The sequence below is a fragment of the Pigmentiphaga kullae genome (genome assembly GCF_004216695.1).
Lineage (GTDB): Bacteria > Pseudomonadota > Gammaproteobacteria > Burkholderiales > Burkholderiaceae_B > Pigmentiphaga > Pigmentiphaga kullae.
Genome location: NZ_SGXC01000001.1, coordinates 537,364 through 560,379 on the forward strand (window position 1 = coordinate 537,364; position 23,016 = coordinate 560,379).

Here is a 23,016-nt window from a genome sequence, read left to right on the forward strand (position 1 = left end):
GGCGCCATAGCGCGCGCGGGCGCCGCGCCCGATAATGCGGCCAAGACGAGAGGAGCCCATGCCGAGAATCGACCTGCCCACGCCCGAAACCATGAGCCCGGAACAACGCCGGGTGCACGACAAAGTCATCGCCGGCAAGCGTGGCCGGCTGCGGGGTCCGCTACGCGCCGCGCTGTACAACCCCGAGCTGGCCGAGCGCTGGTCTGCCATGGGCGAACTGCTGCGCTACGACACCACGCTGCCGCCCCGGCTGTCGGAACTGGCCATCCTGGTCACGGCCCGGGCCTGCAGCTCGCCCTTCGAATGGGCCGCCCACAAGACCGAAGCCGAGAAGGCGGGCGTGGAAGCGTGGATCATCGAGGCGCTGCGCGAACGCCGCATCCCCATCGAACTGGCGCCGGACGACGCGCTGGTGGTGCGCTACGCCAGCGAGCTGAACGCCCACCGGTCGGTATCCGACGCCACCTACGCCGCCGCCCTGGCCCGCTTCGGCGCGCGCACCGTGGTCGAGCTGACCGCGCTGGTCGGCTACTACACGCTGGTCGCGATGACGCTGAACGCGCACCAGATCCCGCTGGAACCCGGCGTCGTCGCCGCCTTCCCCCTGCCCCAGGACGACCCGGCGGTATGGGGCACGCCGCAATGAGCGGGGCCGCGCGGCAGGCCACCCCGATCGCCGGCTGGGATTGCCACAACCATCTGCTCGGCCCCTACGACCGCTTTCCGCTGGCGGCCGAACGCAGCTATACCCCGCCCGAGGCGCTGGTCGCGGACCACTCGGCCATGCTGGCCAGCCAGGGGCTGTCGCATGCGGTGCTGGTGCATCCCAGCGCGTACGGCGAAGACTATTCGCTGCTGTTCCATGCGCTGTCGGCGCACGATCACCTGCGCGGCGTCATCGTCGCGCGGCCCGGCACGCCGCTGGACCTGGGCACGCTGCGCGCACGCGGCGTGCGCGCGCTGCGCTACAGCCACCGCAGCGGCGCGGCCGGGAATTTCGCCGGCAGCGCCTCGATCGATGACCTGCGGCGGATGGTTCGCGCGGTGGCCGATGCCGGCCTGCACGTCGAACTCTGGACCGACTGCCAGGCGCTGCCCGGCATCGCGCCGATGCTGGCGGACCTGCCCTGCCCGGTCGTGATCGACCACATGGGCAGCTTCGACGTGGAGGCGGGCACGAACGACCCGGGTTTCCAGCAACTGGTCCGGCTGCTGGGCGAAGGCAAGGCCTGGGTCAAGCTGTCGGCCTACCGCAGCCTTTTGAAGACGCCGGACCTGGAACCGGGCCGCCCCTTCCATCGCGCGCTGGTCGAGGCCAATCCCGACCAGCTCGTCTGGGGCAGCGACTGGCCCCATATCCGCATCGATCCGTGGCCCGCCCCGCGCCGCCTGTTCGACACCTTCCTGGCCTGGACCGGCAGCGAGCCGCTGGCACGCCGCATCCTGGTCGACAACCCGACCCGGCTCTACGCGTAGGGCGGCTCATCCTTCCAGCACGGGCTCCGTGCGCCGGAAGGACGGCCGCGCCGCGACCTCGTCGTACCAGGCGGCCAGATACGGCGCCCGTACGCGCCATTGCAGCGCGCCGAAGCGGAAATCCAGGTAGCCCAGCGCGCAGCCCAGGCCGATGTGGCCGATGCCGAACGGCGCCGCCGTCAGTTCGCGCGCCTCGCCTTCCAGCTTTTGCAGCGACGCCTCGGTCTTGATCCGGAAGGCGTCGATGAGCGCGTCCGATCGCTGCGCGTCGTCCCGGTCGACTTCGTTGCGCCAAAGGATCAGCACGTCCAGCAGGCCGTCGGCGAAGGCGTGCCAGCGCAGGGCCCGCCACTTTTCCTCGCTCCGGGCAGGAAACAGGTCGCCGCCGGCCAGGTCGTCCAGGTATTCGCAGATGACCGCCGAATCGAACAAGGCCATGCCGTCGTCCAATACCAGCGTGGGGATCTTGCTGAGCGGATTGTCCCGCATGATCTGCGGATTGGGCCGCAGCATGGCCGCGACCGACCGCACCAATTCCACGCGGTCTTCCAGTCTGAGCTCATACAGGCAGACCATGACCTTGCGCACATACGGCGACTTGGGCGACCAGTGCAGCTTCATGTCCGCTCCCATCAGATGGCGCCGGCGGCGCGCAGCGCCTCGATACCGGCGGCGTCGTAGCCCAGTTCGGCCAGGATCTCGGCGCTGTGCTGGCCCAGCGTGGGCGGCGCCTCCAGGTCCGGCAGCGCGGCATCGGCGAAGCGCATGGGGCTGGCGACCTGCGGGACCCGGCCGCCGCTGGGGTGCTCGATATGGCGCAAGAGGCCGCGCGCGATCGTCTGCGGCTCCTCGAATACCTCGGCCACGGTGTTGATCGGGCCGCACGGCACGCCCGCGCCGTCGAGCAAGGCAAGCAGGCTCGCGCGGTCGCGCCGCGCGAGGTCCTCGCGCAACATGGCCGACAGCTGTTCGATATTGCGCACGCGCTGCGCGTTGGTGGCGTAGCGTTCGTCCGCCCCCCATTCCGCGCGGCCCAGGGCCTCGCACAGCTTGCGGAACTGGCCGTCGTTGCCGACCACCAGGATGATGTCGCCGTCGGCGCAGCGGTAGACGTCCTGCGGCTGGATGTTGGGATGGGCGTTGCCGTTGCGCCGCGGCGGCTTGCCGGACACGAGATAGTTCATGGCCTGGTTGGCGAGGGTGGCCACCTGCACGTCGAACATGCCGATGTCGATGTACTCGCCCTTGCCCGTCTCGTTGCGCCGGGCCAGCGCGGCCAGCACCGCCACTGCCGTATACATGCCGGTCATCAGGTCGACGATGGGCACGCCCACCTTTTGCGGACCGCCGCCGGGGCGGCCGTCTCGTTCACCGGTCACGCTCATCAGGCCACCCATGGCCTGTATCAGGAAATCGTAGGCGGGCTGGTCGCGGCGCGGGCCGGTCTGCCCGAAGCCGGTGACCGAGCAATAGATCAGCCGGGGGTTCAGTCCACGCAGCGACGCCTCGTCCAGGCCGTAGCGCGCCAGCGTGCCGACCTTGTAGTTCTCCAGCAGGATGTCGGCGCGCATGGCCAGCTCGCGCACGACACGCTGGCCCTCGGGCGTGTCCAGCCCGACCGTGATCGACCGCTTGCCGCGGTTGACCGCGAGATAGTAGCCCGCCTCCTCGGTGTCCTCGCCCCGTCCGTCCTTCAGGAAGGGCGGCCCCCAGGCGCGGGTGTCGTCGCCGCTGCCCGGGCGCTCCACCTTGATGACGTCGGCGCCCAGGTCGGCCAGGGTCTGGCTGGCCCAGGGGGCGGCCAGGATACGGCTCAGGTCCAGGACCTTGACGTGCGACAACGGGCCCGTCGATCGATGCATACATTCCTCCGCGTGCGCGCCGATGGCCGGACGCGTCCCGTGCGTCCGCGCCTGTCGCCGCTGTCCGGACTCTAGGGGCACGGCGCGGGCTTGCCTACTGCCTGCGCCGTCAAGACTGCAATGCGTCCATGCGCATAACGTGCGCGCTATATCCCCGGCGCGCAGGCAGAAATGCCGCGCGGGTGCACCGCGCGGGCGGCGCGGGCCGGAATAATGAGCCGCATTGATGGACCGCATACCGAACGCATTCCGGAGACCCCACCGATGAACGACGCGCACCACCGGACCCCGCCCGCCCCTGGCCGCATGAAGATAGGCGTCGCCGGCGCGGGCGCGATAGGCGGCTTCCTGGCCGCGCGCCTGGCCCTGGCGGGCAACGAGGTCAGCGTATTGGCGCGCGGCGCCACGCTGCGCGCGCTGGACCAGCACGGCATCCGGCTGGACAGCGGCGGCGCGCGGTCGGTCGCCCGCGTCCGCGCCAGCGACGATCCGCGGCAGCTCGGCCCGCAGGACCTGCTGATCCTGGCGGTCAAATCGCCGTCGCTGCCCGGACTGGCCGACCGCCTGGGCCCCATGATCGGACCGGACACCGTGGTGCTGCCCGCCTTGAACGGCGTGCCATGGTGGTTCTTCCAGTCGGGCGGCGGCCCGCTGGCCGGCCACCGGCTGCGTGCCGTGGATCCCGACGGCCGGCTCGAACACGCCATCCCCGCGGACCGCGTCCTGGGCTTCGTGGTGTTTCCCTCCAGTTCCTGCCCCGAACCCGGCGTGGTCGCCCACGCCTCGGGATCGCGGCTGGTGGTGGGCGAGCCGGGCGGCGGCGCCAGCCCGCGCGCGCAGAACGTCGCCGCGAGCCTGGCCGCCGCCGGCTTCGAGGCATCCGCCAGCCCCGACATCCGCCGCATCGTCTGGGAAAAACTGCTGGGCAACGCCTGCTTCAACCCGGTCAGCCTGCTGACGGGCTCGCACACCGATCTGCTGATCGACGACGAACGGGTCAACCGCCTGTTCCAGGCCATGATGCGCGAACTGCTGGCCATGGGCGACGCGCTGGGCCTGCCGCTGGCCATCGAGCCCCCGGCGCGGCTGGCGGTCACGCGCAAGCTGGGCCACATCAAGACCTCGATGCTGCAGGACGTGGAAGCGGGCCGCGCCGTGGAACTGGACAGCATCCTGGGCGCGGCCGTCGAGATCGCCGGGGAACTGGGCGTGCCCGCGCCGCTGCTCGACACCGTCTACGCGCTGGCGCGGGTGCGCGCCGAGCGGCTGGGCCTGTACACCCCGCCGTTAACGCCCACGCCATAGCAGCTTTGCGCGGCGGCGCCTATCCGGCGGCGAAGCCGGCCCGATACCATGCCCGGACATCGACAAGACAGGCGGCCACGTCCGCCACGGAGGAGACTGCCATGCACGCCAGACGCCTTGCGGCCTGCCTGATCGCGAGCTGCACCCTGGGGATCTTCACGGCACCGGCCATGGCGCAGGGCGCCTCGTGGCCCACGCGGCCGATCCGCTTCATCGTGCCCTTTCCCCCGGGCGGACCGACCGACACCTATGTGCGCACCATCGCCGGCCCCCTGGGCGAGGCGCTCAAGCAGACCGTCGTCGTCGAGAACCGCGCGGGCGCCGGCGGCTCGATCGGCACGGCCGCCGTGGCCAAGGCGGCGCCGGACGGCTACACCATGGGCCTGGGCGCGGGAGGCGCGCTGATGGTCATGCCCCACCTGATGAAGGTCCCCTACTCGGTCACGCAGGACCTGGCCTACGTTTCCAGCCTGGCGCAGGTGCCCGCCGTCATCGCGGTCAACGCCAAGTCCGGCATCACCAACATGGCGCAATTCCTGGAGCGCGCCCGCAGCCATCCCGGCAAGATGAACTACGGCAGCGCGGGCACCGGCACCATGGTCCATCTGGCCGGCGAGCGCTTCAAGCGCGCGGCGGGCATCGACATCGTCCACGTGCCCTATGCCGGCGCGGCGCCCGCGATCACCGACCTGCTGGGCGGGCAGGTCGAGTCCATGGTCTCGGACCTGACACCGATCCTGCCCCACGTGCAGGCGGGCACGGTGCGCGTGCTGGCGGTGACCACCGAAAAGCGGACCCCGCTGCTGCCCGACGCACCTACCCTGGTCGAGCTGGGCTATCCCAAGGTGGTGCAGGCGACCGAGTACGGCGTCATCATGCCGGCCGGCACGCCGCCCGCCATCGTCAACCGCGTCCAGCGCGAACTGGCCACCATCATGGCCACCCCCGAGGTGCGCAAGGCCTACGAGCAGATGGGGTCGCTTGCCGTCTCCAGCCCGCCCGAGCAATATCGCAAGAATGTCCTCGGCAGCTACGAGTTCTGGGGCCAATTCATCAAGGAAACCGGCATCTCGCTGAACTGACCGATCCCCATAGGAAACCTTGCCATGCCGACCTCCACCGGCCAGACCATCGCCCAAAAGATACTGGCCCGCGCCGCGGGCCGCGAGACCGTGGCGCCGGGCGAATACGTCAACTGCGTGCCCGACCACGTCGTCACCCAGGAGATGGTCTGGCCCATGCACAAGCGCAACCTGGAGAAGATAGGCGCGACCGCGTTCGCACGGCCCGAGAAGGCCATCATCGTCATCGACCATACGCCGGCGGCCGCCACCGGATCGCCGCACGCCGCCACGCACCACATGCTCAGGCAGCTGACGCGCGACTTCGGCGTCGACAACTTCTACGGCCCCAACACCGGCCTGCGCCACCTGGTGCTGGTCGAACGCGGCTTTGCCCGGCCCGGTTCCCTGGTGTTTTCGGACGAAGGCAACATCGCCTCGATCGGTGCGGTGGGCGCGCTGAACATCCCCATGTCCACCGACGTGCTGGCGCCGCTGCTGAACGACCGGCACTGGGTGTGCGTGCCGCGCACGGTGCGCATCGAACTGGTGGGCAGCCTGCCCTTCGGCGTAACCGGACGCGACCTGGTCCAGGCCATCATCCGCGACCACGAGGAAGAAGGCACTTTCCTGCAATGCTGCGTCGAGTACGGCGGGCCTGGGCTGGCTGGCCTCGGCCTGGACGACCGGCAGGCCATCCTGGCTTCGACCTTCCATACGGGCTCGGACACCGCCATCATGGACGTCGATGCGCTCGCGCTCGACTACGTCGACGAACGCGCCGATGGCCGGCCGTATCAGGTCCTGCGCAGCGACCCGGACGCGGACTACGCGGCGGTGCTGACCTACGACCTGTCGCAACTGACGCCCATGGTGACCGTGCCGCCCACGCAGAGCGGCGCGGTCGACGTCGCACAGGTGGCGGGCCGGCGCATCGACCACGCCGCCGTGGGGTCGTGCGCCAACAACCGGCTGGAAGACATGCGCGCGACGGCCGCCGTACTGCGCGGCCGCCGGATCGCGCCGCACGTCACGATGTACATCTCGCCGGGCAGCCAGAATGTCTATGCCGCGGCCGCGCGCGAAGGATTGCTGGAGGTGTTCGCCAATGCCGGCGCCACCGTGCTGTCGCCCGGCTGCAATACCTGTTGGGGCTATCTGGGCGTGCTCAGCGGCGAGGACGTCTCCATCACCACCCACCAGTTCAACTACCAGGGCCGCAACGGCAGCACCCAGGCCGCGGTCCACCTCGCCTCGCCCTATACGGTGGCGGCCTCGGCCGTGGCCGGCGAGATCACGGACCCCCGCCCGCTGCTGGCGGGCCGGCTTTGAGGAGCGGCACGACATGAACGAAGCACCCTCCGTGCGCACGCTGCGGGGCCGGGTCTGGAAGTTCGGCGACCAGGTCTGCGGCGACGACGGCATCATCGAATTCGCCGCGGTGCGGGACGGCTTCGGCAAGCCCTTCGACCTGGACGCGCTGCGGCAGATGTGCTTTCGCCAGCTGCGGCCCGAGTTCCCGTCGCAAGTCCGGCCGGGCGACATCGTGGTCGGCGGCAGGAACTTCGCGCATCACAACCACGTGGAAGTCAGCGTCGCCATCAAGGCCTCGGGTATCGCTGCGGTGCTGGTGGAATCCTGCGAATCGGGCTTCATCCGGCGGGCGCTCAGCCAGGGCCTGCCGATACTGCTCGTTCCCGGCATCACGCAGGCCGTGGCCGACGGCGACGTGATCGGCGTCACGCCGGCCACCGGCGCGATCGAACTGGCCGACGGCCGCGTCATCCCGTCGCCGCCGTTTTCGCCGCAGATGGTGCGGATCTGGGAAAGCGGCGGACTGGTCAACGCGCTGGCCGGGGAGTTCGCGGCGGCGCGAGCCTAGGCCGGGGTCTGCTGGCGCGGATCGAACTGCACCGTCCGGCGCAGCGATTCGCGCTCGGCCATGCGGTCGGCCCATGCCGACAGGCGCGGCCGCATGGCGCGCCATTGCAGGTCGGCGAAACGGAAATCCGCATGGCCGACCCCGACCGCCACGCCCAGGTGGCCGATGTCGAACTCGCGGCGTTCCAGCTCGTCCACCGTGGCTTCCAGCGCATCCAGCGTGGCCAGGGTCTTGGCGTGGTACGAGGACAGGTGCGCCGGCGACTGCAGGGCTGGGTCGCGGCCGCGTTCGTTGTTCCACAGGATCAGGATGTCGGTCAGCCCGTTGCCCAGCGCATGCCAGCGCAGCGCGGCCAGACGCTGCTCGAAATCCCGCGGAAACAGGCGGCCCTTGCGGCTGTGGTGGTCCAGGTATTCGCAGATGACCAACGAGTCGTACAGGGCCACGCCCTCGTCGGTCACCAGGGTCGGGATCTTGCCCAGCGGGTTGTCCCGCTCCACGTCGGCGTTCACGGTGGACAGCGAGACGGTGGACAGGCAGGTTTCGATGGACGCGTCCAGTCCGGTCTCGATGGCCGCGGCCATGACCTTGCGCACGTAGGGGGAGCGGGTGGACCAATGCAGCTTCATGCGCGCTTTCCGTCGAAACGTTTCATATGGCGGCCAGTATATCCACCCGGGCGCGCGCGACCGCCGGCAAAGCTGGTGTGCCGGCCAGGTGATAGCAGCGGGCCGGCCGCATCGCTATAGTCGGTAAATGCCTAGGAACGCGCGCGCCCGGACGCGCCACAGGGGAGACAGATGGCCATCAGCTACGACCTCGTGCGGTCGGTCAGCGCCCAGCTCTACGAACGCGCGCTGAAAAAAATACCCGAGGACACCAAGGAAGCGCTGCGCGCGGCCGAGCGCGGCGAGCACAACGAGGTCGCGCGCGGCACGCTGCGCATCATGCTGCAAAGCGCCGATGCCGCCGAAGCCCGCCAGCATTTCGTCTGTTCCGATTCCGGCGTGCCCGTGTACTTCGTCGGCATCGGCACCGGCGCCCGGCTGGAGGGCGACATCAAACGCGCCTTCGCCGACGGCTTCGACGACCTGGTCGCCAGCATCCAGCCGCCGCTGCTGGCCCACGTGACCAATCCCCTTACCAACGAGCGCGGCTACAAGGGCAAGGACATGCCCATCGTGACCTTCGACCTGATCGACGGCGCCGACTACGTGGACATCACCTGTTCGCCCAAGGCGCTGGGCTCGGGCCGCTGGGCAGCGCTGGAAATTTTCACCTTCCCCAGCCTGGAGACCATCGAGCGCTACGTGATGGATGTCATCCTGAAGGCGGGGTCGCAGCACTGCCCGCCGGTGGTGATCGGCGTGGGCATAGGCGGCACCTTCGACTATGCCGCCAAGCTGGCCAAGCAGGCGACGCTGCGGCCCATCGGCACGGTCAATCCCGAGCCCACGCTGGCTGCGATGGAAGACCGCTTGAAGGAAGCCGCCAACGCGACGGGCTTCGGCCCCATGGGTACCGGCGGCGACAGCACCGCGATGGCCGTGCACGTGGACTATGCCTCGGGCCATGGCTTCACGCCGGTGGCGGTGTGTTTCAACTGCTGGATCAACCGGCGTACCCGCGCCCGCATCCATGATTCGGGCCGGGTGGAGATCATCGAATGACGGTCTGGCCTGACGAGGAATCGATATCGTGAGCACCCTGCACGAACTTGAATTGCCCCTGGACGAAGACAAGGTCCGGTCGCTGCGCGTGGGCGACCAGGTCCGCCTGCACGGCGAGGTCGTGCTGTGCGCGGGCATGACGACGCACGAACGCCTGACCGGATTGCTCGACCGTGGCGAAGCGCCTCCCATCGACCTGAACGGTGCCGCGCTGCTGCATCTGGGCAGCTACAGCCGGGAGGCCGATGGCCGGTTCGAGGTGCTGTACCTGAACCCCACCACCAGCACGCGCTTCAACGGCTTCATGCCGCGGCTGATCCGCGAGCTGGGGTTGCGGGTGACGGGAGGCAAGGGCGGGCTGGATGCGCGCAGCGTCGAGGCCATGCGGGAGGCGGGCTGCGTGTACCTGTCGTTTCTGGGCGGGGGGTGCACGCTGCTGTCGGAAGCGATACGGGAGGTGGTGGCGGTGCACTGGAACGACCTGGTGCACCACTACCGGCTGGTGAAATTGCGGGTGGAGGGGTTGGGGCCGGCTACGGTGGGGATCGATGCGCAGGGCAACAGCCTGTACGGCGACCTGGCAGAGGCGGCACACGACCGGCTGCCCGCGATCCTTGCTCGCCTCGGCGAGCGTAGGGCGGAAGGCGTCTAGGGCGGCGGTTCCGCGCCCGGCTGCCGTTGCAGCATCGGCCGGTGGAAGATTTCCCCCAGCGCGGCATAGAAAGGCCCGCCCAGGCGGGCGATGGGCCGCATGGCGGCGCTGTTGACGCGCCGGCCGTCGTAGATGTCGGGGGACAGGTGAAAGGCGACGACCTGGCCGATGTACAGGGTGTTGTAGCCCTCGCCCAGGGTGATGGCCTGGTCCAGGCGGCATTCCATCTGCACCGGGGTCGAGGCGATGCGCGGCGGCTGGACGTGGTGGCTGGGCAGGAGGGAGATGCCCAGGGCCTCGGGTTCGCTGATCTCGGGCGGGTACTCGGCCGCGCTGGCGTGCATGATCTCCAGGTCGGCCTCGGTCGAGACGTTGACCACGAACTCACCCGTCTCGACGATGTTGCGCGCGGTGTCCTTCAGGCCGCCGTCCAGCGTGGAGATGTTGACCGCCAGCATGGGCGGGCGGGTGGCGACGTAGTTGTAGGAACTGAACGGCGCGGCGTTGACGCGGCCGTTCGCGTCCTGCGTGGTGATCCAGGCAACGGGGCGCGGCACCACGCAGCCGACGACGAGACGATAGGCGTCGGCCGGGTCCAGGCCCTGGCCGTCGACGCGTATGAATTCCTTCATGTTCTCCGGTTCCGATTCATTTCGCCAGCATGTCCAGGGCGCCCAGCAGTTCCGTCATCGCCGTCTTGTCCTTCTGGGCGAAGGCGGTGACTTCGGCCGGCGTCATGTTGTCGATGCTGCCGTCCTGCTGCGCCAGGAAGCGCTGGTGTTCCGGCTCGGCGTTGATCGCCGTCAGCGCCGCGCTCAGTTTCTCGATGATAGCCGGCGGCGTGCCGCGCGGTGCGGCCAGGGCGTACCAGGTGGAGACCTCGTTCCAGTTCTTGATGCCGGCCTCGGCCATGGTGGGTACCTCGGGCAACAGCGAGGACCGCTTGGCGCCGGTGTAGGCGATGGCCTTGAGGCGGCCGTCCTTGACGAAAGGCAGCACGGGCGAGGCGCTCAGCATGCCCAGCTCGACCTGGCCGCCGATCAGGTCCTGCAGGGCCGGGGCGGCGCCTTTGTAGGGGACGTGGGTGATTTCTATGTTGGCGCGGCGGCGCAGCAGTTCGCCGGCCAGGTGAGTCGGGCCGCCGGTGCCGGCCGACGCGAAGTTCAGCTTGCCGGGCTCCTTGCGCGCGCGGTCGAGCAGGTCCTGCATGGTGTTGATGCCCAGCTTGGCGTTGGCGACCAGGACCACGGGCTGGTTGGCCACCAGCCCGACCAGGTCGAAGTCCTTCAGGCCGTCGTAGGTCGCGCGCTCGATCAGCGGTCCGACCACCATGCCGGGCGAGGTGCCCATCAGCAGGGTGTAGCCATCGGGCTTGGCGCGCGCCACGTAGCCGGTGCCGACCATGGCGCCGCTGCCGGCCTTGTTCTCCACGACCACGGGCTGGCCCAGGCGGTCCTTCAGCCGGGACGCCAGTTCCCGGGCCAGGGTGTCGGCGGGGCCGCCGGGCGCGTAGGGGTTGATCAGGGTGACCGGCCGGCTGGGGTAGCCGGACTGGGCGTAGGCGGCGGGCAGCAGCAGGGCCGTGGCCGCCAGGCCTCCGAGCAGGATGGCGAGTGCGCGTTTCAAGGTCGTCTCCATGGCTTATGGTTATCCGCCATCCGGCCGCATCCGGCCATGGCGCTGCGACCCACTATAGAAGCGCGCCCTGTCGCGTCCCAGGACCGGGGAAGGCAAAGCTGATATGTGCGGCGGCGCAACCGGCCATGCCGGAACCGCTCATTCCCCTCCCAGCAGCCGGCGCGCCAGCCGCAGGTGCGGGCGGTCGATCATCTTGCCGTCCAGATCCAGCGTACCCGCGCCGGGGTGCGCGTCGAACGCCCGGACCACCGCCCGGGCCCACTGCAACTGGGTCTCGTCGGGCGTCAGCAGGCGGTTGATCGGCTCCACGTGCCGGGGGTGGATGGCCAGCTTGGCGACGAAGCCGTCGCGCACCGCCTCGCGGGTTTCGTTCGCCAGGATGTCGGGCGCGTCCAGATCCACGCACACGGTATCCACCGCCCGCACGCCGGCGGCGGCCGCGGCGGCCAGGCACAGGGAACGCGCCAGCCGGAACGGCTCGGTGTAGCGGCCTGCCTCGCGGTTGCCCCGTGCCCCCAGGTCCGCGGCCAGGTCCTCCGCCCCCCACGACAGCCCCCACAGCCGCGGCGTGGCCCCGGCATAGTCGTGCAGGCCGAACAGCGAACGCGCGGTCTCGGTCACGATGGCCAGGATGCGGATGCCGCCTTCGGGCAGGCCGGCCATGGCCTCGCAGGCGTCCAGGTAGTGGTCCGCCCGCTCCAGGTCGGCGCGCCGGGCGCACTTGGGCAGCACGATGCCGAACGGCCGCCCGGGCACGACGGCGGCCAGGTCGGCCAGCGCCTCGCCGCTGTCCAGTGCATTGATGCGCACCCACACCTGCTTGCCGGCCGGCGCCTGGCCGAGCATGGCGCGCACGGCATCCCGCGCCGCCGCCTTGCGGCCGGGCGCGACCGAGTCCTCCAGGTCGAGGATCAGCGCGTCGGCGACGCTGGCCGCGGCCTTGTCGAACTTGCGCGGCGCATCGCCCGGAACGAACAGCATCGAGCGGACCATGGCGCTCTCCTTTAGGCCGGAGCCTTGTGCATCAGGGCGGAGCGCTTGCAGCGGGCGACGATGTCGTCGTCCTGGTTCAGCGCGAGGTGCTCGAACTCGACGATGCCGGCGTTCGGGCGCGAACGGCTTTCGCGCACCGACAGCACGCGGGTGCGCACGTGCAGCGTGTCGCCCGCGAACACCGGCTTGGGAAAGGCGACTTCGCTCATGCCCAGGTTGGCCACCGTGGTGCCCAGCGTGGTGTCGTTCACCGTCATCCCTATCATCAGCCCCAGCGTGAAGAGACTGCTCACCAGCGGGCGCTTGAACTCGGTCCGGGCGGCGAAGTGCGCATCGATGTGAAGCGGCTGCACGTTCATGGTCAGGGAACTGAACAATACGTTGTCCATTTCCGTGACCGTGCGGGTCCAGTCGTGGGCGAACTCCTGCCCGGGGGAGAACTGTTCGAAGTAGAGCCCGGCCATCGTCGTCTCCTGAATGCCGTTGTCAGTCGGGAATAAGGATTTATATACCCGAACCTCGACATTCGCGCCCGCCGGGCCGGCGCCTACGGCGCCCCGTTCTCGTCCAGGCGCAGCGAACGGGCCAGCTCGTTGATCCGGTCCTTGGTTTCCTCGACCAGCGTGCCGATCTCGCTGGCCGACGTGGACGAGCGCATGGCGAGCTTGCGCACCTCGTCGGCCACCACCGCGAATCCGCGCCCGGCGTCTCCCGCCCGGGCCGCCTCGATGGCCGCGTTCAGCGACAACAGGTTGGTCTGCGCGGCGATCTCGTTGATGACGGCGACGATCTGGCCGATCTGCTCGCTGGAAGCCAGCACGGAATTCATGGCGCTGTGCGTGGTCTCGCGTTCCGTATGCTCGGCCTGCACGTTCTTCAGGAACGCCGTGTAGGCGATCTTGCCTTCGAGCCGTATCTTCGACAGCGACAAGAGGCCCCATATGCGCGTACCGTCCTTGCGCTCGATGGGCACCTCGCGGCTGGTGCCCACGATCTTGTCCTTGCCGGTCTCGCGGTTGGCTTCGACCAGCCGGTCGTGGTCGGCCTGGATGGCATGGGGCACCAGCATCTTGACGTTCCTGCCCAGCACCTCGTCGCGGCCGTAGCCCCACAGCCGCTCGGCGGCGGCATTGAAGAAGGTGACGTTGTTCTTTTCGTCGATGGTGACCACCGCGTCCAGCGCCTGCTCCAGCGTCTGGTTCATCATTTCGCGCGCGTTGTGTTCGCCCGTGATGTCCTTGACGAAGGCCGTGTAGGTGATGCTGTCGCCCGCTTTCACGCGCGACAGCGACAGACAGGCCCACACCTTGGTCCCGTCCTTGCGTTCGAGCCGCACGTCGCGGCTGGTACCCACGATCTTGTCCACGCCGGTGCTGCGGTTGGCGTTCACGTAGCCGTCGTGCGCAGCCTGGATGGCCTGCGGCACCAGCATCTTCACGTTGCGGCCGATCACCTCGGACCGCTCGTAGCCCCACAGCCGTTCGGCGGCCGAGTTGAAGAAGGTGACGTTGTTCTCGCCGTCGATGGAGACCACGGCATCGATGGCCTGCTCCAGCGTCTGGTTGATGACCTCGCGCACCGCGCGCTCGCGCGAGATGTCCTTGACGAAGGCGGTGTACAGGATGCGGTCGCCGACCCGGATCTTGGACAGGGACAGCGCGCCCCAGACCTGGGTGCCGTCCTTGCGCTCGACCTGCACTTCGCGGCTGGTGCCCACGATCTTGTCCCTGCCGGTCTCGCGATTGGCCTCGACCAGCCGGTCGTGGTCGGCCTGGATGCCGCGCGGCACCAGCATCTTCACGTTGCGGCCGATCACTTCGGACCGGGCGTAGCCCCAGAAGCGTTCGGCGGCGGCGTTGAAGAAAGTGACGTTGTTCTTCTCGTCGATGGACACCACCGCGTCCAGCGCCTGCTCCAGCGTCTGGTTGATGGTCTCGCGCTCTTCGTGCTGCGCGGTGATGTCGCGCACGAAGGCGGTATAGGTGATGTTCCGGCCGATGTTCACCCGCGACAGCGACAGGCTGACCCAGACCTTGCGGCCGTCCTTGCGGTCGATCTGCACCTTGCGGCTGGTGCCCACGATCTTGTTCTGTCCGGTCTCGCGGTGGGCGTTGACGTAGCCGTCGTGGGCCGCCTGGATGGCCTGCGGCACCAGCATCTTGACGTTGCGCCCGATCACTTCCGATCGCTCGTAGCCCCATAGCCGCTGCGCCGCGGCGTTGTAGAAGGTCACGTTGTTGTGCTGGTCGATGCTGACCACCGCATCGACGGCCTGTTCCAGCACCTGGGTGGAACGATCCGAACGGAATTCGAATACGCGCGCCAAGCGACTTGCGGTTCCCGACATGCCGACCTCCTATGAATACCAGGATCTCGGCCGCGCCCCGGGGGAATGGATCAGGGACAACCCTGAGTGCGCATAACTTCGGTCATCACGAACCTTTCTCCGCGCCGAAGGCTTCAATCCAGGCGGATGCCGAACTCGGCGACGATCGCACCCGCACGCCTGTAGTCGTCGCGCGTGCGCCGCGTGAAGTCTTCCGCCGAGCCCCCCACCGGCACTTCCCACTGCGCGCGGAATTCCTTCTGCACGTCGGGTTCGGCCAGAATGGCCGCGACCTCGCGATTGAGCCGCGCGACCACCGGCGCGGGCGTACCGGCCGGCGCCAGCATGCCGTACCAGGTCGTCACGTCCAGCCCCTTCACACCCTGCTCCTCCAGCGTCGGCACCTGCGGCAGCAGCGGGGAACGGGTGGGCTGCACGACGCCCAGCGCCACCATCTTGCCGGCCTGGACATGGGGCCAGAGCGAGCCGGGCACGCCGTAGATCAGGTCGATGTGCCCGCCCAGCAGGTCGGTGATGGCGGGTGCCGTGCCCTTGTAGGGCACATGCGTGATCGACACGCCCGCCGCGCGGTTGAACAGTTCTCCGGCGATGTGCATGGGCGAGCCGCTGCCCGGGCTGCCATAGCTCAGGCCCGGGCGTTTCTTCGCCAGCGCAACCAGCCCCGCCGCGTCGGACACGCCCAGGCCGGGCCGCGCGGCCAGCAGCAGCATGCCCTGCGACAACTGGATGACCGGCGCGAAGGCGCGCACGACGTCTGGCGTACTTGCCTTGGGCAACAGATGGGCGGCCAGGAACAGGGTGTTCGGCGCCACCAGCAGCGTGTAGCCATCGGGCGCGGCCTTGGCGACGTGGCTGGCGCCTATCATGCCGCTGGCGCCCGGCAGGTTCTCGACCATGAAGGGCTGCCCCAGCCGCCCGGCCAGGCGCAGGGCCACCAGCCTCGCCAGCACGTCGGTGCCGGCGCCGGGCGGATAGCCGACCACGACGGTCACCGGCCGCGCGGGGTAGCCGGCGTCGGGCGCGGGCTGGGCCTGCGCGAGGGCACAACAGGACAGCAACAGGCAGATCAGGATTCTCACGGCGCTCTCCTGGCCGCGCGAAGGCGGCCGGCTTCGGGGTTCAGGCGGGTTCCAGCATGCGGTCCAGCGCGGGTGCGCGCCGGGCCAGGATGTCCTGCTGCATCTCCTGGGCGTAGTCCTGCTTGGCCGCCCACTCCGCGCCTTCGTCCGGCAGGCAGGGGGCGGGCCGCGTCAAGGCATAGCCATAGGTCTGGCATACGCCCTCGCCTTCGGCGCGCATGCCCTTGGGCCGCTCGCCCGCCTGCACGGCGCGGATGCCCGCCCGCAACTGGCGGCGGAACAAGGCGATGCCGGCATCGGCGGCGGTCAGGTTCTCGTTGGCCTGGATCGCCATCCTGCCCTGCGCGACCCAGGCATCCCAGTCGCCCGGGTTGCGGTGCCGTTCCTCGTAGCTGCGCTCGCCCGTCTGGCCGAAGGTGATCGTGGCAAGGTAGTCGGCACGCGCTTTTTCGCTCCATTTGGGCGACAAATGCAGCCATCCCATGTGCATCGCGTTGAAATCGTCGTTGGGCACGATCCAGGTCGACAGGCCCAGGCCATGGCTGGAAGGCAGTTGGCGCCGGTAGCGCAGCTCGATCGCCTGCCGTCTGCCCGGCTCGCCAGCCATGTTCTCGGGAATCGCGTCGCCCAGGCGGATGCCGTCGGGCACGCGGGCGATGTTGGGCAGGATCAGCTCGTTGACGCGGCAGTAGTACAGGTCATGCACGCGCCGCACGCTGGTGGTGATCTGCCCGATGGGCGTCTCGCAGGCCTGGATGACGGGAAGATCGTAGGCGTAGTCGCCGAACTGCTGCACGTCGAACATCGAATGCAGAAAGGTCAGGTGGATGGGATCCTGCGTGTTCTCGCGCAATTGCACCCAATTGCATGGGTTATGCCAGCAGAACGGCAGATATTCTTCCTCGTCGTGGTGCATGAAGTCGTAGTCGGGAAATGGCGGCCGCTGGTCGGGCGGCCCCATGTACGCGAACACCAGGCCGCGGAATTCCCGCACCGGATAGGCGCCGTGGTACATGCGGGACGCCAGCGCACCCGGCACCTTCTCGCCCGGCACGTCCAGCAGCGCGCCGTCCACGCCGTAGTGCCAGCCATGGTAGGCGCAGCGCAGCCCGTGGTCCACGATCAGCGCGAACTCCAGCGAAGTGCGGCGATGGCTGCAATGGCGCTCCAGCAGACCGAGTGCGCCGGAGCGGTCGCGGAACACCACCAATTCCTCGCCCAGGATGGTGATGGGCACGGGCAGGTCCTTGATATCGGCGGCCAGCGCCACCGGCTGCCAGAAGCGGCGCAGGTACTCGCCGGCGGGCGTGCCGCGGCCGACCTCGGCCAGTTCACGGTCGGGCGTCGTGGAGGGCCGGCGGTCGTAGCCGCCGTAGGGCCGGGTTGCGTTGCGGACGTCCTGCGCCATGTCGGGCCTCGTCGGAGTGGGAATGCACGCATTGTCCCTAGCGTCCCACGGCGGGGGAAGCCGGCCACGGTCAATACAGCTGTAGGTAAATGCGATGTAATCGAGCGTACAGCGCTAGGTATGGCGATAGAGCCATGGCACACTCGACCTGTTCCGTCCGGCCTCCGGGAGCGCCATGGACCACTACAAGCAGCTCGAATCCTTCGTTTCCGTGGCGCTGCACGGAAGTTTTTCCGCCGCGGCCCGCAGCGAAGGCGTGGCCCCCAACGTCATGCGCGAGCGCATCGACGCGCTGGAGCAGCGCCTGGCGGCCCGGCTGGTGCATCGCAGCCCGCGCGGACTGTCGCTGACAGAAGCCGGCACCGGCTTCCTGGACGCCGCGCGCGCCTTGCTCGCCAACCTTGAGCAGGCCGAGGCGGCGGTCTCGGCCCGCGCCTCTGGCGCGCACGGCCATCTGCGCGTCACCGCGCCGGCGGGCTTCGGGCGCCGCCACATCGCCCCGCTGATCCCATCGCTGGTGGCGCGCCATCCCTCGCTCGACATCACGCTGGACCTGCACGACCACTACGCCAACCTGCCCACCGGCGACTTCGATTGCGCGCTCTTCATCGGCGATCCGCCCGACAGTGGCCAGGTCGCCATCCCGCTGGGCGGAACGCGGCGCGTGGTGGTCGGCAGCCCTGCCTACCTGGACCGCGCCGGCGTACCGGTCCGTCCCGCCGATCTCGCCCGCCACAACTGCCTGTGCTTCCACGGCGAAAGCCAGATGCAGGCCCGGCATTGGCAATTCCGCGTGGACGGGCGCCTGCTGCAACAGCCCGTCTCCGGTAACTTGCGCTGTTCGGACGGCTCGACGCTGCACCAATGGGCGCTGGCCGGCATGGGCCTGGCCTGGCGCGCGCTGTGGGAAGTCGAGGACGACCTGCGGCGTGGCCGGCTGCGCTCGGTGCTGGACGACTACGCGGTCGCGACCGTGGGCATCCATGCCGTGGTGCCCCAACGCCGGCACATGCCCTCGCGCGTGCGGGTGTTCATCGATCACCTGCGACAGGCCTACGGCGACCCGGGCTATCCATCGGCGCCGGCGGCGCGGCTGTAGTTCAGGACGGCTGCGCGGCCCGCGCCTTGGCGTAACGAACGAACAAGGCAGGGACCTCGGGCAGGGTCCGGCCCCGCACGCCGACCAGCACCGGTTGCAGCCTGGGCGACTGTCCTGGCACGGCATGGAACTCCAGCACGCCCGCCTCCACTTCCGCCGCGAAGACACTGCGGCCGGCCAGGGTGAAGCAGCCCCCCAGCGCCAGCATCTCGCGCAGGATCTCGGCCGAACCCGCTTCCTGGAAAAGCGGCATCGCGGGGGTGACCCCCGCGTCCTGGAAAAGCAGCCTGACCGATGCTTCGTACAGCGCGCCGCGGCGCACGGAATACAGCGGCAATCCGGCCAGCACCTGCATCAGCGGCCGTCCGCCGGGCCGCACCGTCCCGGTCTTCGCCACCCAGCCCAGTTGCTCATTGAAACGGGCCTGGACCATCATGGTGCCGTCCACCGCGGCACCGGGCAGGAAGGCGCAATCGATGTCCCCTTCGTTCAGACAGGCGCGGATCTCCTCGGTGGTACCCGCGCGCACGGTCAGCCGGACGCCCCGGTTCTCGCGGATGAAACCGGACAGCACCCTGGGCACCAGGCTTGCCGTGGCCGTATGGAAGGCGCCTATGCGCAGTTCGGGACGGCCTCCGGCGACTTGCTGCACCGAGGCGACGGCGCTTGCCGACAGGCGCAGCAATTCGCGGCAATGCGGCAGCAGTGCCTCGCCCGCGCTGGTCAGGCCGACGCCCCGGTTGTGCCGGCGCAGCAGCGCCACGCCGATGCTGCCCTCCAGTTGGGCGATACGGTTGGAGACGTTGGACTGCACGGTACCGAGCGACACCGCCGCCGCGGAAATGCTCTGGGCTTGCGCCACGGCCAGGAAGTAGCGGGCGGATTCAATGTCGAGCAGCGGAGCGTTCATCGGTCCAGCATAGCAGGACAACGCCTTTTGATATCCATGAAAAAGATCACTGCCATCTTTGAAGCAGAGATCCATGCCCGCGTGCCGGGTCTATCGTGGCGGCATGGAAAAAAGCTATGACGCAATCGTGATAGGCGCGGGATCCGCCGGCTGCATCGTCGCCCGCCGCCTGTCGGAGGACGGCCGCTGCCGGGTGCTGCTGCTCGAAGCGGGCCCGGACCCCGGTCCGCAGGAAACGCCGGCCATCCGCCACCCCTATCCGCTCTCGGCCTACGACGCGGCGCTGCAATGGCCCGGACTGAAAGGACAGATCGTGGGCGGCGCCGACCGCCGCATGGCCCGCGTCCCGCAGGGCCGGCTCGTGGGCGGCTCGTCGTCCATCAACGCCATGGTGGCGATGCGCGGAATCGCGGCGGACTTCGACGAATGGTGCGAAGCCGGCGCGCACGGCTGGAGCTGGCGCGACGTGGAGCCCTACTTCCGCCGGCTCGAATCGGCCGATCCGCGCCAGGACTGCGACGATGCCGCCGCCATCGCCGTCGCGCGGCAGGCGGCATCGCCGCATCGACGGCTCAGCAACGCCCTGCTCGACACCTGGGAGCAGGCGGGCTATCCGCGTATCGCGGATCCCAACACCGATTTCCGCGACGGCTGCTTCGTCCAGCCGGTCTCGACCGACCGGGGCGGCCGATGCTCCGCGAACCGAGCCTACCTGGGCACGGCCACGCGGGCCCGAGGCAACCTGGACATCCTGGCCGACACTCGCTGCCTGCGGCTGCGGATCGAACAGGGGCGCGTACGCGGCGTCGAGGCCGAATCGGCGGGCACCCCGCGTCTCTTCCTGGCTGCCCGCGTTTTCCTGTGCGCCGGCGCATTGCAGACCCCCACCCTGCTGCTGCGTTCCGGCATCGGCGATGCCGCCGCGCTCGAAGCGCTGGGCATCCGGACGGTGGCGGATCTGCCCGGCGTCGGCCGCAACCTGCAGAACCATTGCGCCGTGCCCCTGGGCGTCATCCTGAAAGGCGGAAAGGGACTGCCGCCCGGCCTGCCGACGGCGCACGCGGCCCTGCGGCTGTCCTCGGGCGCTCATCGCTCCGGCGGCGACGTCTACCTGTCGGTCTGGGACCGCGCCGCGTGGCATGCCGCGGGCAGCCACGTGGGCGTGCTGAACGTCGTGCTGCACCGCCCCGCATCGAGCGGATCGGTCACCTTGCGCGCCGGCGACTGCCGGGTCGCGCCGGTCATCGATTTCAACATGCTCGATCACCGGTCGGACGTCGAGCGCCTGTCGATGGGCGTGCGCGCCGCGATGGAATTCCTGGAGAGCCCGCGCGTGCGCGCCATCGGCGGCGGCACCGGACTCGTCAAGCTGGGCAAGGCCGCCGCGTGGATGGGCTTTCGCACGTCCGCGACACGCTTGGCCAGCCGCGCCATGAGCGCGGCCGGCGGCCTCTGGCCCGGACTCCTGTCGCCCCTGTATGCACTGGCGGTGAAGCCGCTGCCGGATCCACTGCTGGGCGCCGCCGGTCCACAGGCCATGCAGGCGGCGCTGCGGGCGTCGATCGTGCTCCAGTACCACCAGGTCGGCACCTGCGCGATGGGCCCGGCGGCCTCCCGGATGTCGGTGGCGGCGCCCGACGGCCAGGTCCATGGCGTGGCGGGGCTGACGATCGCCGACGCGTCCCTGCTGCCCGCGGTCCCGCGCGCCAACACCAATCTTCCGGTCATGATGGCCGCGGAGAAGATCTCGGCCATGTTCCTGCACCGATGAAAGAAAACACGCGCGCGAAGGGCGCGGACAAGGAGACATCATGTTGACACGACGGACCTTCCTGGGCATCGCCGCCGGCGCCGCCATCACCGTCCGGCCCGCGTTCGGGGAAACCTTTCCCGCGCGGCCGGTCAAGGCCCTGCTGGGCCTGAGCCCCGGCGGCGGCGCGGACCTGCTGGCCCGCATCCTCTTTCGCAGCATGGAGGCGGAACTTCACCAGCCCATCGTGCTGGAGAACCGGCCCGGAGCCGGCACCACGCTGGCGGCGGAGGGCACCGCCCGCGCCGAACCCGACGGCTACACGATGTACGTGGCCACGGGCAGCTATGTCACCAGCGCGGTCCTGCTGCGCGAACGCGGCGCGACGCTGCAGCGTTCGGGCCGGGGCCTGCTGGATGCGCTCGCGCCGGTCAGCCTGATGTTCACCGCGCCCTATTGCATCGCCGCGCGGCGCGGCTCGGGCCTGGACTCTATCCAGGACGTGCTGGCGCAGGCCCGGCGGCGCCCGGGCGAACTCACCTATGCCTCGTCCGGCATGGGCAGCCAACCCCATTTCGCCGGCGAACTGTTCCAGTCCGCCACCGGGACCAGGCTCCTGCATGTTCCCTACAAGGGCCTGGGGCCCGCCATCGTGGGCGTGCTGGGCGAACAGGTGCAGCTGGTGTTCTCGGACATGAACTCGGTCTTTCCCCGGCACCGCAACGGCGAGATGAAGATCCTGGCGGTGACCGGCGATGCCCGGCCCGCGCTGGCGCCCGACATCCCGACGATGAAGGAATCCGGCATCGCCGGCATGGACATCGCCGCCTGGCAAGGCTATCTGGTGCCCGCACGGACGCCGGCCGCGCGCATCGACGTGCTGGCCTCGGCCATCGACCGCAGTCTGCGCGACCCGGCGGTGCGCGACCGCGTACTCGAGAACGCCGGCGTGCCGGCGGACACGTCGCCGGCGCACTTCCGCGCCTTCCTCGAAAAGGAAACGCGGCTCTATCGCAGGCTCGCGGAATCCGCGGGCATCAAGGCGGGTTACTAGCAGCATCAGGCAAGGACAGGGAGAGACAGGTGGTCAAATACGATTTTTCGGGACAGGTGGCCGTCGTGACCGGCGCGGCCAGCGGCGTGGGGCTGCGCATCGCGCAGGACCTGCTGGGCGCCGGCGCGCGAGTGTCGATGTGGGATGCCGGCGCCGAGGCCCTGCGGGCGTCGGCCGCCTCCCTGGCCCGGGCCGACGGCATCGATCAGCGCACGGTGGACGTGCGGCGCCACGAGCAGGTGGAACAGGCGGCCCAGGCCGTCCTTGCCCGCTGGGGGCGGATCGACGTGCTGATCAACAATGCGGGGATCATCCGTCCGCCCGGCCCGCTGGCCTCGTCGTCGCTGGCCGACTGGGACGACGTCCTGGCCGTCAACCTGACCGGCACCTTCCACTGCTGCCGGGCCGTGATGCCCATCATGGCGCAGGCGGGATACGGGCGCGTGGTCAACGTCGGCTCGACCTCCGGCAAGGAAGGCAATCCCTACACGCCTTCCTACTCCGCGGCCAAGGCCGGCGTCATCGCGCTGACCAAGAGCCTGGGCAAGGAATTCGCCGCCAGCGGCGTGCTGGTCAACTGCGTCGCGCCCACCGTGCTGAACACGCCCATGACCTGCCGCAACATCGAGATCGCGCCGGAACGCACGCAGCGGCTGCTGGAAAAAATCCCCATGGGCCGCTTCGGCGAAGTGGAAGAACTGGCCGCCATGCTGGCCTGGTTGTCATCGCGGGCGTGCAGCTTCAGCACGGGTGCGGTCTTCGACCTGTCCGGCGGACGCGCCACCTACTAATCCCGCACGACCTCACTTGACCCACAAATGAAAAACGCC

General features: G+C 69.5%; 23 protein-coding genes. 12 read left to right on the forward strand and 11 right to left on the reverse strand.

What is annotated here, in order from left to right:
* The first annotated feature begins 58 nt into the window (after positions 1-58).
* Both EV675_RS02645 and EV675_RS02650 read left to right on the forward strand, forming a co-directional pair.
* Complete coding sequence (locus tag EV675_RS02645; protein ID WP_130355867.1) at positions 59-646, forward strand: carboxymuconolactone decarboxylase family protein; 588 nt, start codon at positions 59-61, stop codon at positions 644-646.
* Positions 628-1,476, forward strand: a complete 849-nt coding sequence (locus EV675_RS02650) for an amidohydrolase family protein (RefSeq protein WP_242621315.1) — start codon at positions 628-630, stop codon at positions 1,474-1,476. The genes EV675_RS02645 and EV675_RS02650 overlap by 19 nt, the downstream gene beginning before the upstream one ends.
* A 6-nt stretch (positions 1,477-1,482) precedes the next feature.
* Here EV675_RS02650 and EV675_RS02655 read toward each other — a convergent pair whose 3' ends face one another.
* Together EV675_RS02655 and EV675_RS02660 are read right to left on the reverse strand one after the other, a co-directional pair.
* Complete coding sequence (locus EV675_RS02655) at positions 1,483-2,097, reverse strand: glutathione S-transferase family protein (protein ID WP_130355868.1); 615 nt, start codon at positions 2,095-2,097, stop codon at positions 1,483-1,485.
* Positions 2,098-2,108: 11 nt separating this feature from the next.
* The gene (locus EV675_RS02660) at positions 2,109-3,338 is read right to left on the reverse strand and encodes a CaiB/BaiF CoA transferase family protein (protein WP_130355869.1); all 1,230 of its coding nucleotides are present in this window, start codon (positions 3,336-3,338) and stop codon (positions 2,109-2,111) included.
* 264 nt (positions 3,339-3,602) lie between these two features.
* Here EV675_RS02660 and EV675_RS02665 point away from each other — a divergent pair, with 264 nt between their 5' ends.
* The 4 genes from EV675_RS02665 to EV675_RS02680 all read left to right on the forward strand — a co-directional run bounded on the left by EV675_RS02665 (position 3,603) and on the right by EV675_RS02680 (position 7,586).
* Positions 3,603-4,643 carry a ketopantoate reductase family protein gene (locus tag EV675_RS02665; RefSeq protein ID WP_242621316.1) on the forward strand — a complete coding sequence of 347 codons (1,041 nt, stop codon included), beginning with the start codon at positions 3,603-3,605 and terminating at the stop codon, positions 4,641-4,643.
* A gap of 101 nt (positions 4,644-4,744) precedes the next feature.
* Positions 4,745-5,725 carry a Bug family tripartite tricarboxylate transporter substrate binding protein gene (locus EV675_RS02670; protein ID WP_130355870.1) on the forward strand — a complete coding sequence of 327 codons (981 nt, stop codon included), beginning with the start codon at positions 4,745-4,747 and terminating at the stop codon, positions 5,723-5,725.
* 24 nt (positions 5,726-5,749) lie between these two features.
* Positions 5,750-7,036, forward strand: a complete 1,287-nt coding sequence (locus EV675_RS02675) for a 3-isopropylmalate dehydratase large subunit (protein ID WP_130355871.1) — start codon at positions 5,750-5,752, stop codon at positions 7,034-7,036.
* A gap of 13 nt (positions 7,037-7,049) precedes the next feature.
* Positions 7,050-7,586: a 3-isopropylmalate dehydratase small subunit gene (locus EV675_RS02680; RefSeq protein ID WP_130355872.1), complete on the forward strand. Its 537-nt coding sequence runs from the start codon at positions 7,050-7,052 to the stop codon at positions 7,584-7,586.
* Here EV675_RS02680 and EV675_RS02685 read toward each other — a convergent pair.
* The gene (locus EV675_RS02685; protein WP_130355873.1) at positions 7,583-8,215 is read right to left on the reverse strand and encodes a glutathione S-transferase family protein; all 633 of its coding nucleotides are present in this window, start codon (positions 8,213-8,215) and stop codon (positions 7,583-7,585) included. The two genes, EV675_RS02680 and EV675_RS02685, sit on opposite strands and share 4 nt — an antisense overlap.
* 171 nt (positions 8,216-8,386) lie before the next feature.
* Here EV675_RS02685 and EV675_RS02690 point away from each other — a divergent pair, with 171 nt between their 5' ends.
* The gene (locus tag EV675_RS02690) at positions 8,387-9,256 is read left to right on the forward strand and encodes a fumarate hydratase (RefSeq protein ID WP_130355874.1); all 870 of its coding nucleotides are present in this window, start codon (positions 8,387-8,389) and stop codon (positions 9,254-9,256) included.
* A 28-nt stretch (positions 9,257-9,284) separates the two neighbouring features.
* Positions 9,285-9,908: a fumarate hydratase C-terminal domain-containing protein gene (locus tag EV675_RS02695; protein WP_207221906.1), complete on the forward strand. Its 624-nt coding sequence runs from the start codon at positions 9,285-9,287 to the stop codon at positions 9,906-9,908.
* Here EV675_RS02695 and EV675_RS02700 read toward each other — a convergent pair.
* From EV675_RS02700 to EV675_RS02730, 7 genes are all read right to left on the reverse strand, one after another.
* Positions 9,905-10,540, reverse strand: a complete 636-nt coding sequence (locus EV675_RS02700; protein WP_130355876.1) for a flavin reductase family protein — start codon at positions 10,538-10,540, stop codon at positions 9,905-9,907. The genes EV675_RS02695 and EV675_RS02700 overlap by 4 nt on opposite strands.
* 16 nt (positions 10,541-10,556) lie before the next feature.
* Positions 10,557-11,534, reverse strand: coding sequence for a tripartite tricarboxylate transporter substrate binding protein (locus tag EV675_RS02705; RefSeq protein ID WP_242621317.1), 978 nt, complete (start codon positions 11,532-11,534; stop codon positions 10,557-10,559).
* A gap of 150 nt (positions 11,535-11,684) precedes the next feature.
* Positions 11,685-12,539, reverse strand: a complete 855-nt coding sequence (locus EV675_RS02710; protein ID WP_130355878.1) for an HpcH/HpaI aldolase/citrate lyase family protein — start codon at positions 12,537-12,539, stop codon at positions 11,685-11,687.
* 11 nt (positions 12,540-12,550) lie between these two features.
* Positions 12,551-13,003, reverse strand: a complete 453-nt coding sequence (locus EV675_RS02715) for a MaoC family dehydratase (protein ID WP_130355879.1) — start codon at positions 13,001-13,003, stop codon at positions 12,551-12,553.
* A gap of 83 nt (positions 13,004-13,086) precedes the next feature.
* Positions 13,087-14,886: a PAS domain S-box protein gene (locus tag EV675_RS29920; protein WP_130355880.1), complete on the reverse strand. Its 1,800-nt coding sequence runs from the start codon at positions 14,884-14,886 to the stop codon at positions 13,087-13,089.
* A gap of 113 nt (positions 14,887-14,999) precedes the next feature.
* A complete protein-coding gene (locus EV675_RS02725; RefSeq protein WP_130355881.1) occupies positions 15,000-15,965 on the reverse strand; it encodes a Bug family tripartite tricarboxylate transporter substrate binding protein in 966 nt (321 codons plus the stop codon).
* 40 nt (positions 15,966-16,005) lie between these two features.
* Entirely contained in the window at positions 16,006-17,373 is a 1,368-nt protein-coding gene (locus EV675_RS02730; protein ID WP_130355882.1) for a Rieske 2Fe-2S domain-containing protein, read from the reverse strand.
* A 175-nt stretch (positions 17,374-17,548) separates the two neighbouring features.
* Between EV675_RS02730 and EV675_RS02735 the strand changes: the two genes are divergently transcribed.
* Positions 17,549-18,472, forward strand: coding sequence for a LysR family transcriptional regulator (locus EV675_RS02735; RefSeq protein WP_130355883.1), 924 nt, complete (start codon positions 17,549-17,551; stop codon positions 18,470-18,472).
* Between the two features lies 1 nt (position 18,473).
* Here EV675_RS02735 and EV675_RS02740 read toward each other — a convergent pair whose 3' ends face one another.
* On the reverse strand, positions 18,474-19,382 hold the full coding sequence (locus tag EV675_RS02740) for a LysR family transcriptional regulator (protein WP_165404399.1): 909 nt from the start codon (positions 19,380-19,382) through the stop codon (positions 18,474-18,476).
* Between the two features lie 73 nt (positions 19,383-19,455).
* On the opposite strand from EV675_RS02740, the gene EV675_RS02745 reads away from it, so the two are divergent.
* The 3 genes from EV675_RS02745 to EV675_RS02755 are packed head-to-tail and all read left to right on the forward strand — an operon-like array spanning position 19,456 to position 22,977.
* Positions 19,456-21,153 (forward strand): GMC family oxidoreductase, encoded by a 1,698-nt coding sequence (locus EV675_RS02745; protein WP_130355885.1) that lies wholly within the window; start codon positions 19,456-19,458, stop codon positions 21,151-21,153.
* Positions 21,154-21,193: 40 nt separating this feature from the next.
* Entirely contained in the window at positions 21,194-22,186 is a 993-nt protein-coding gene (locus EV675_RS02750) for a Bug family tripartite tricarboxylate transporter substrate binding protein (protein ID WP_130355886.1), read from the forward strand.
* Positions 22,187-22,215: 29 nt separating this feature from the next.
* The gene (locus EV675_RS02755) at positions 22,216-22,977 is read left to right on the forward strand and encodes an SDR family NAD(P)-dependent oxidoreductase (RefSeq protein WP_130355887.1); all 762 of its coding nucleotides are present in this window, start codon (positions 22,216-22,218) and stop codon (positions 22,975-22,977) included.
* Positions 22,978-23,016 lie beyond the last annotated feature (39 nt).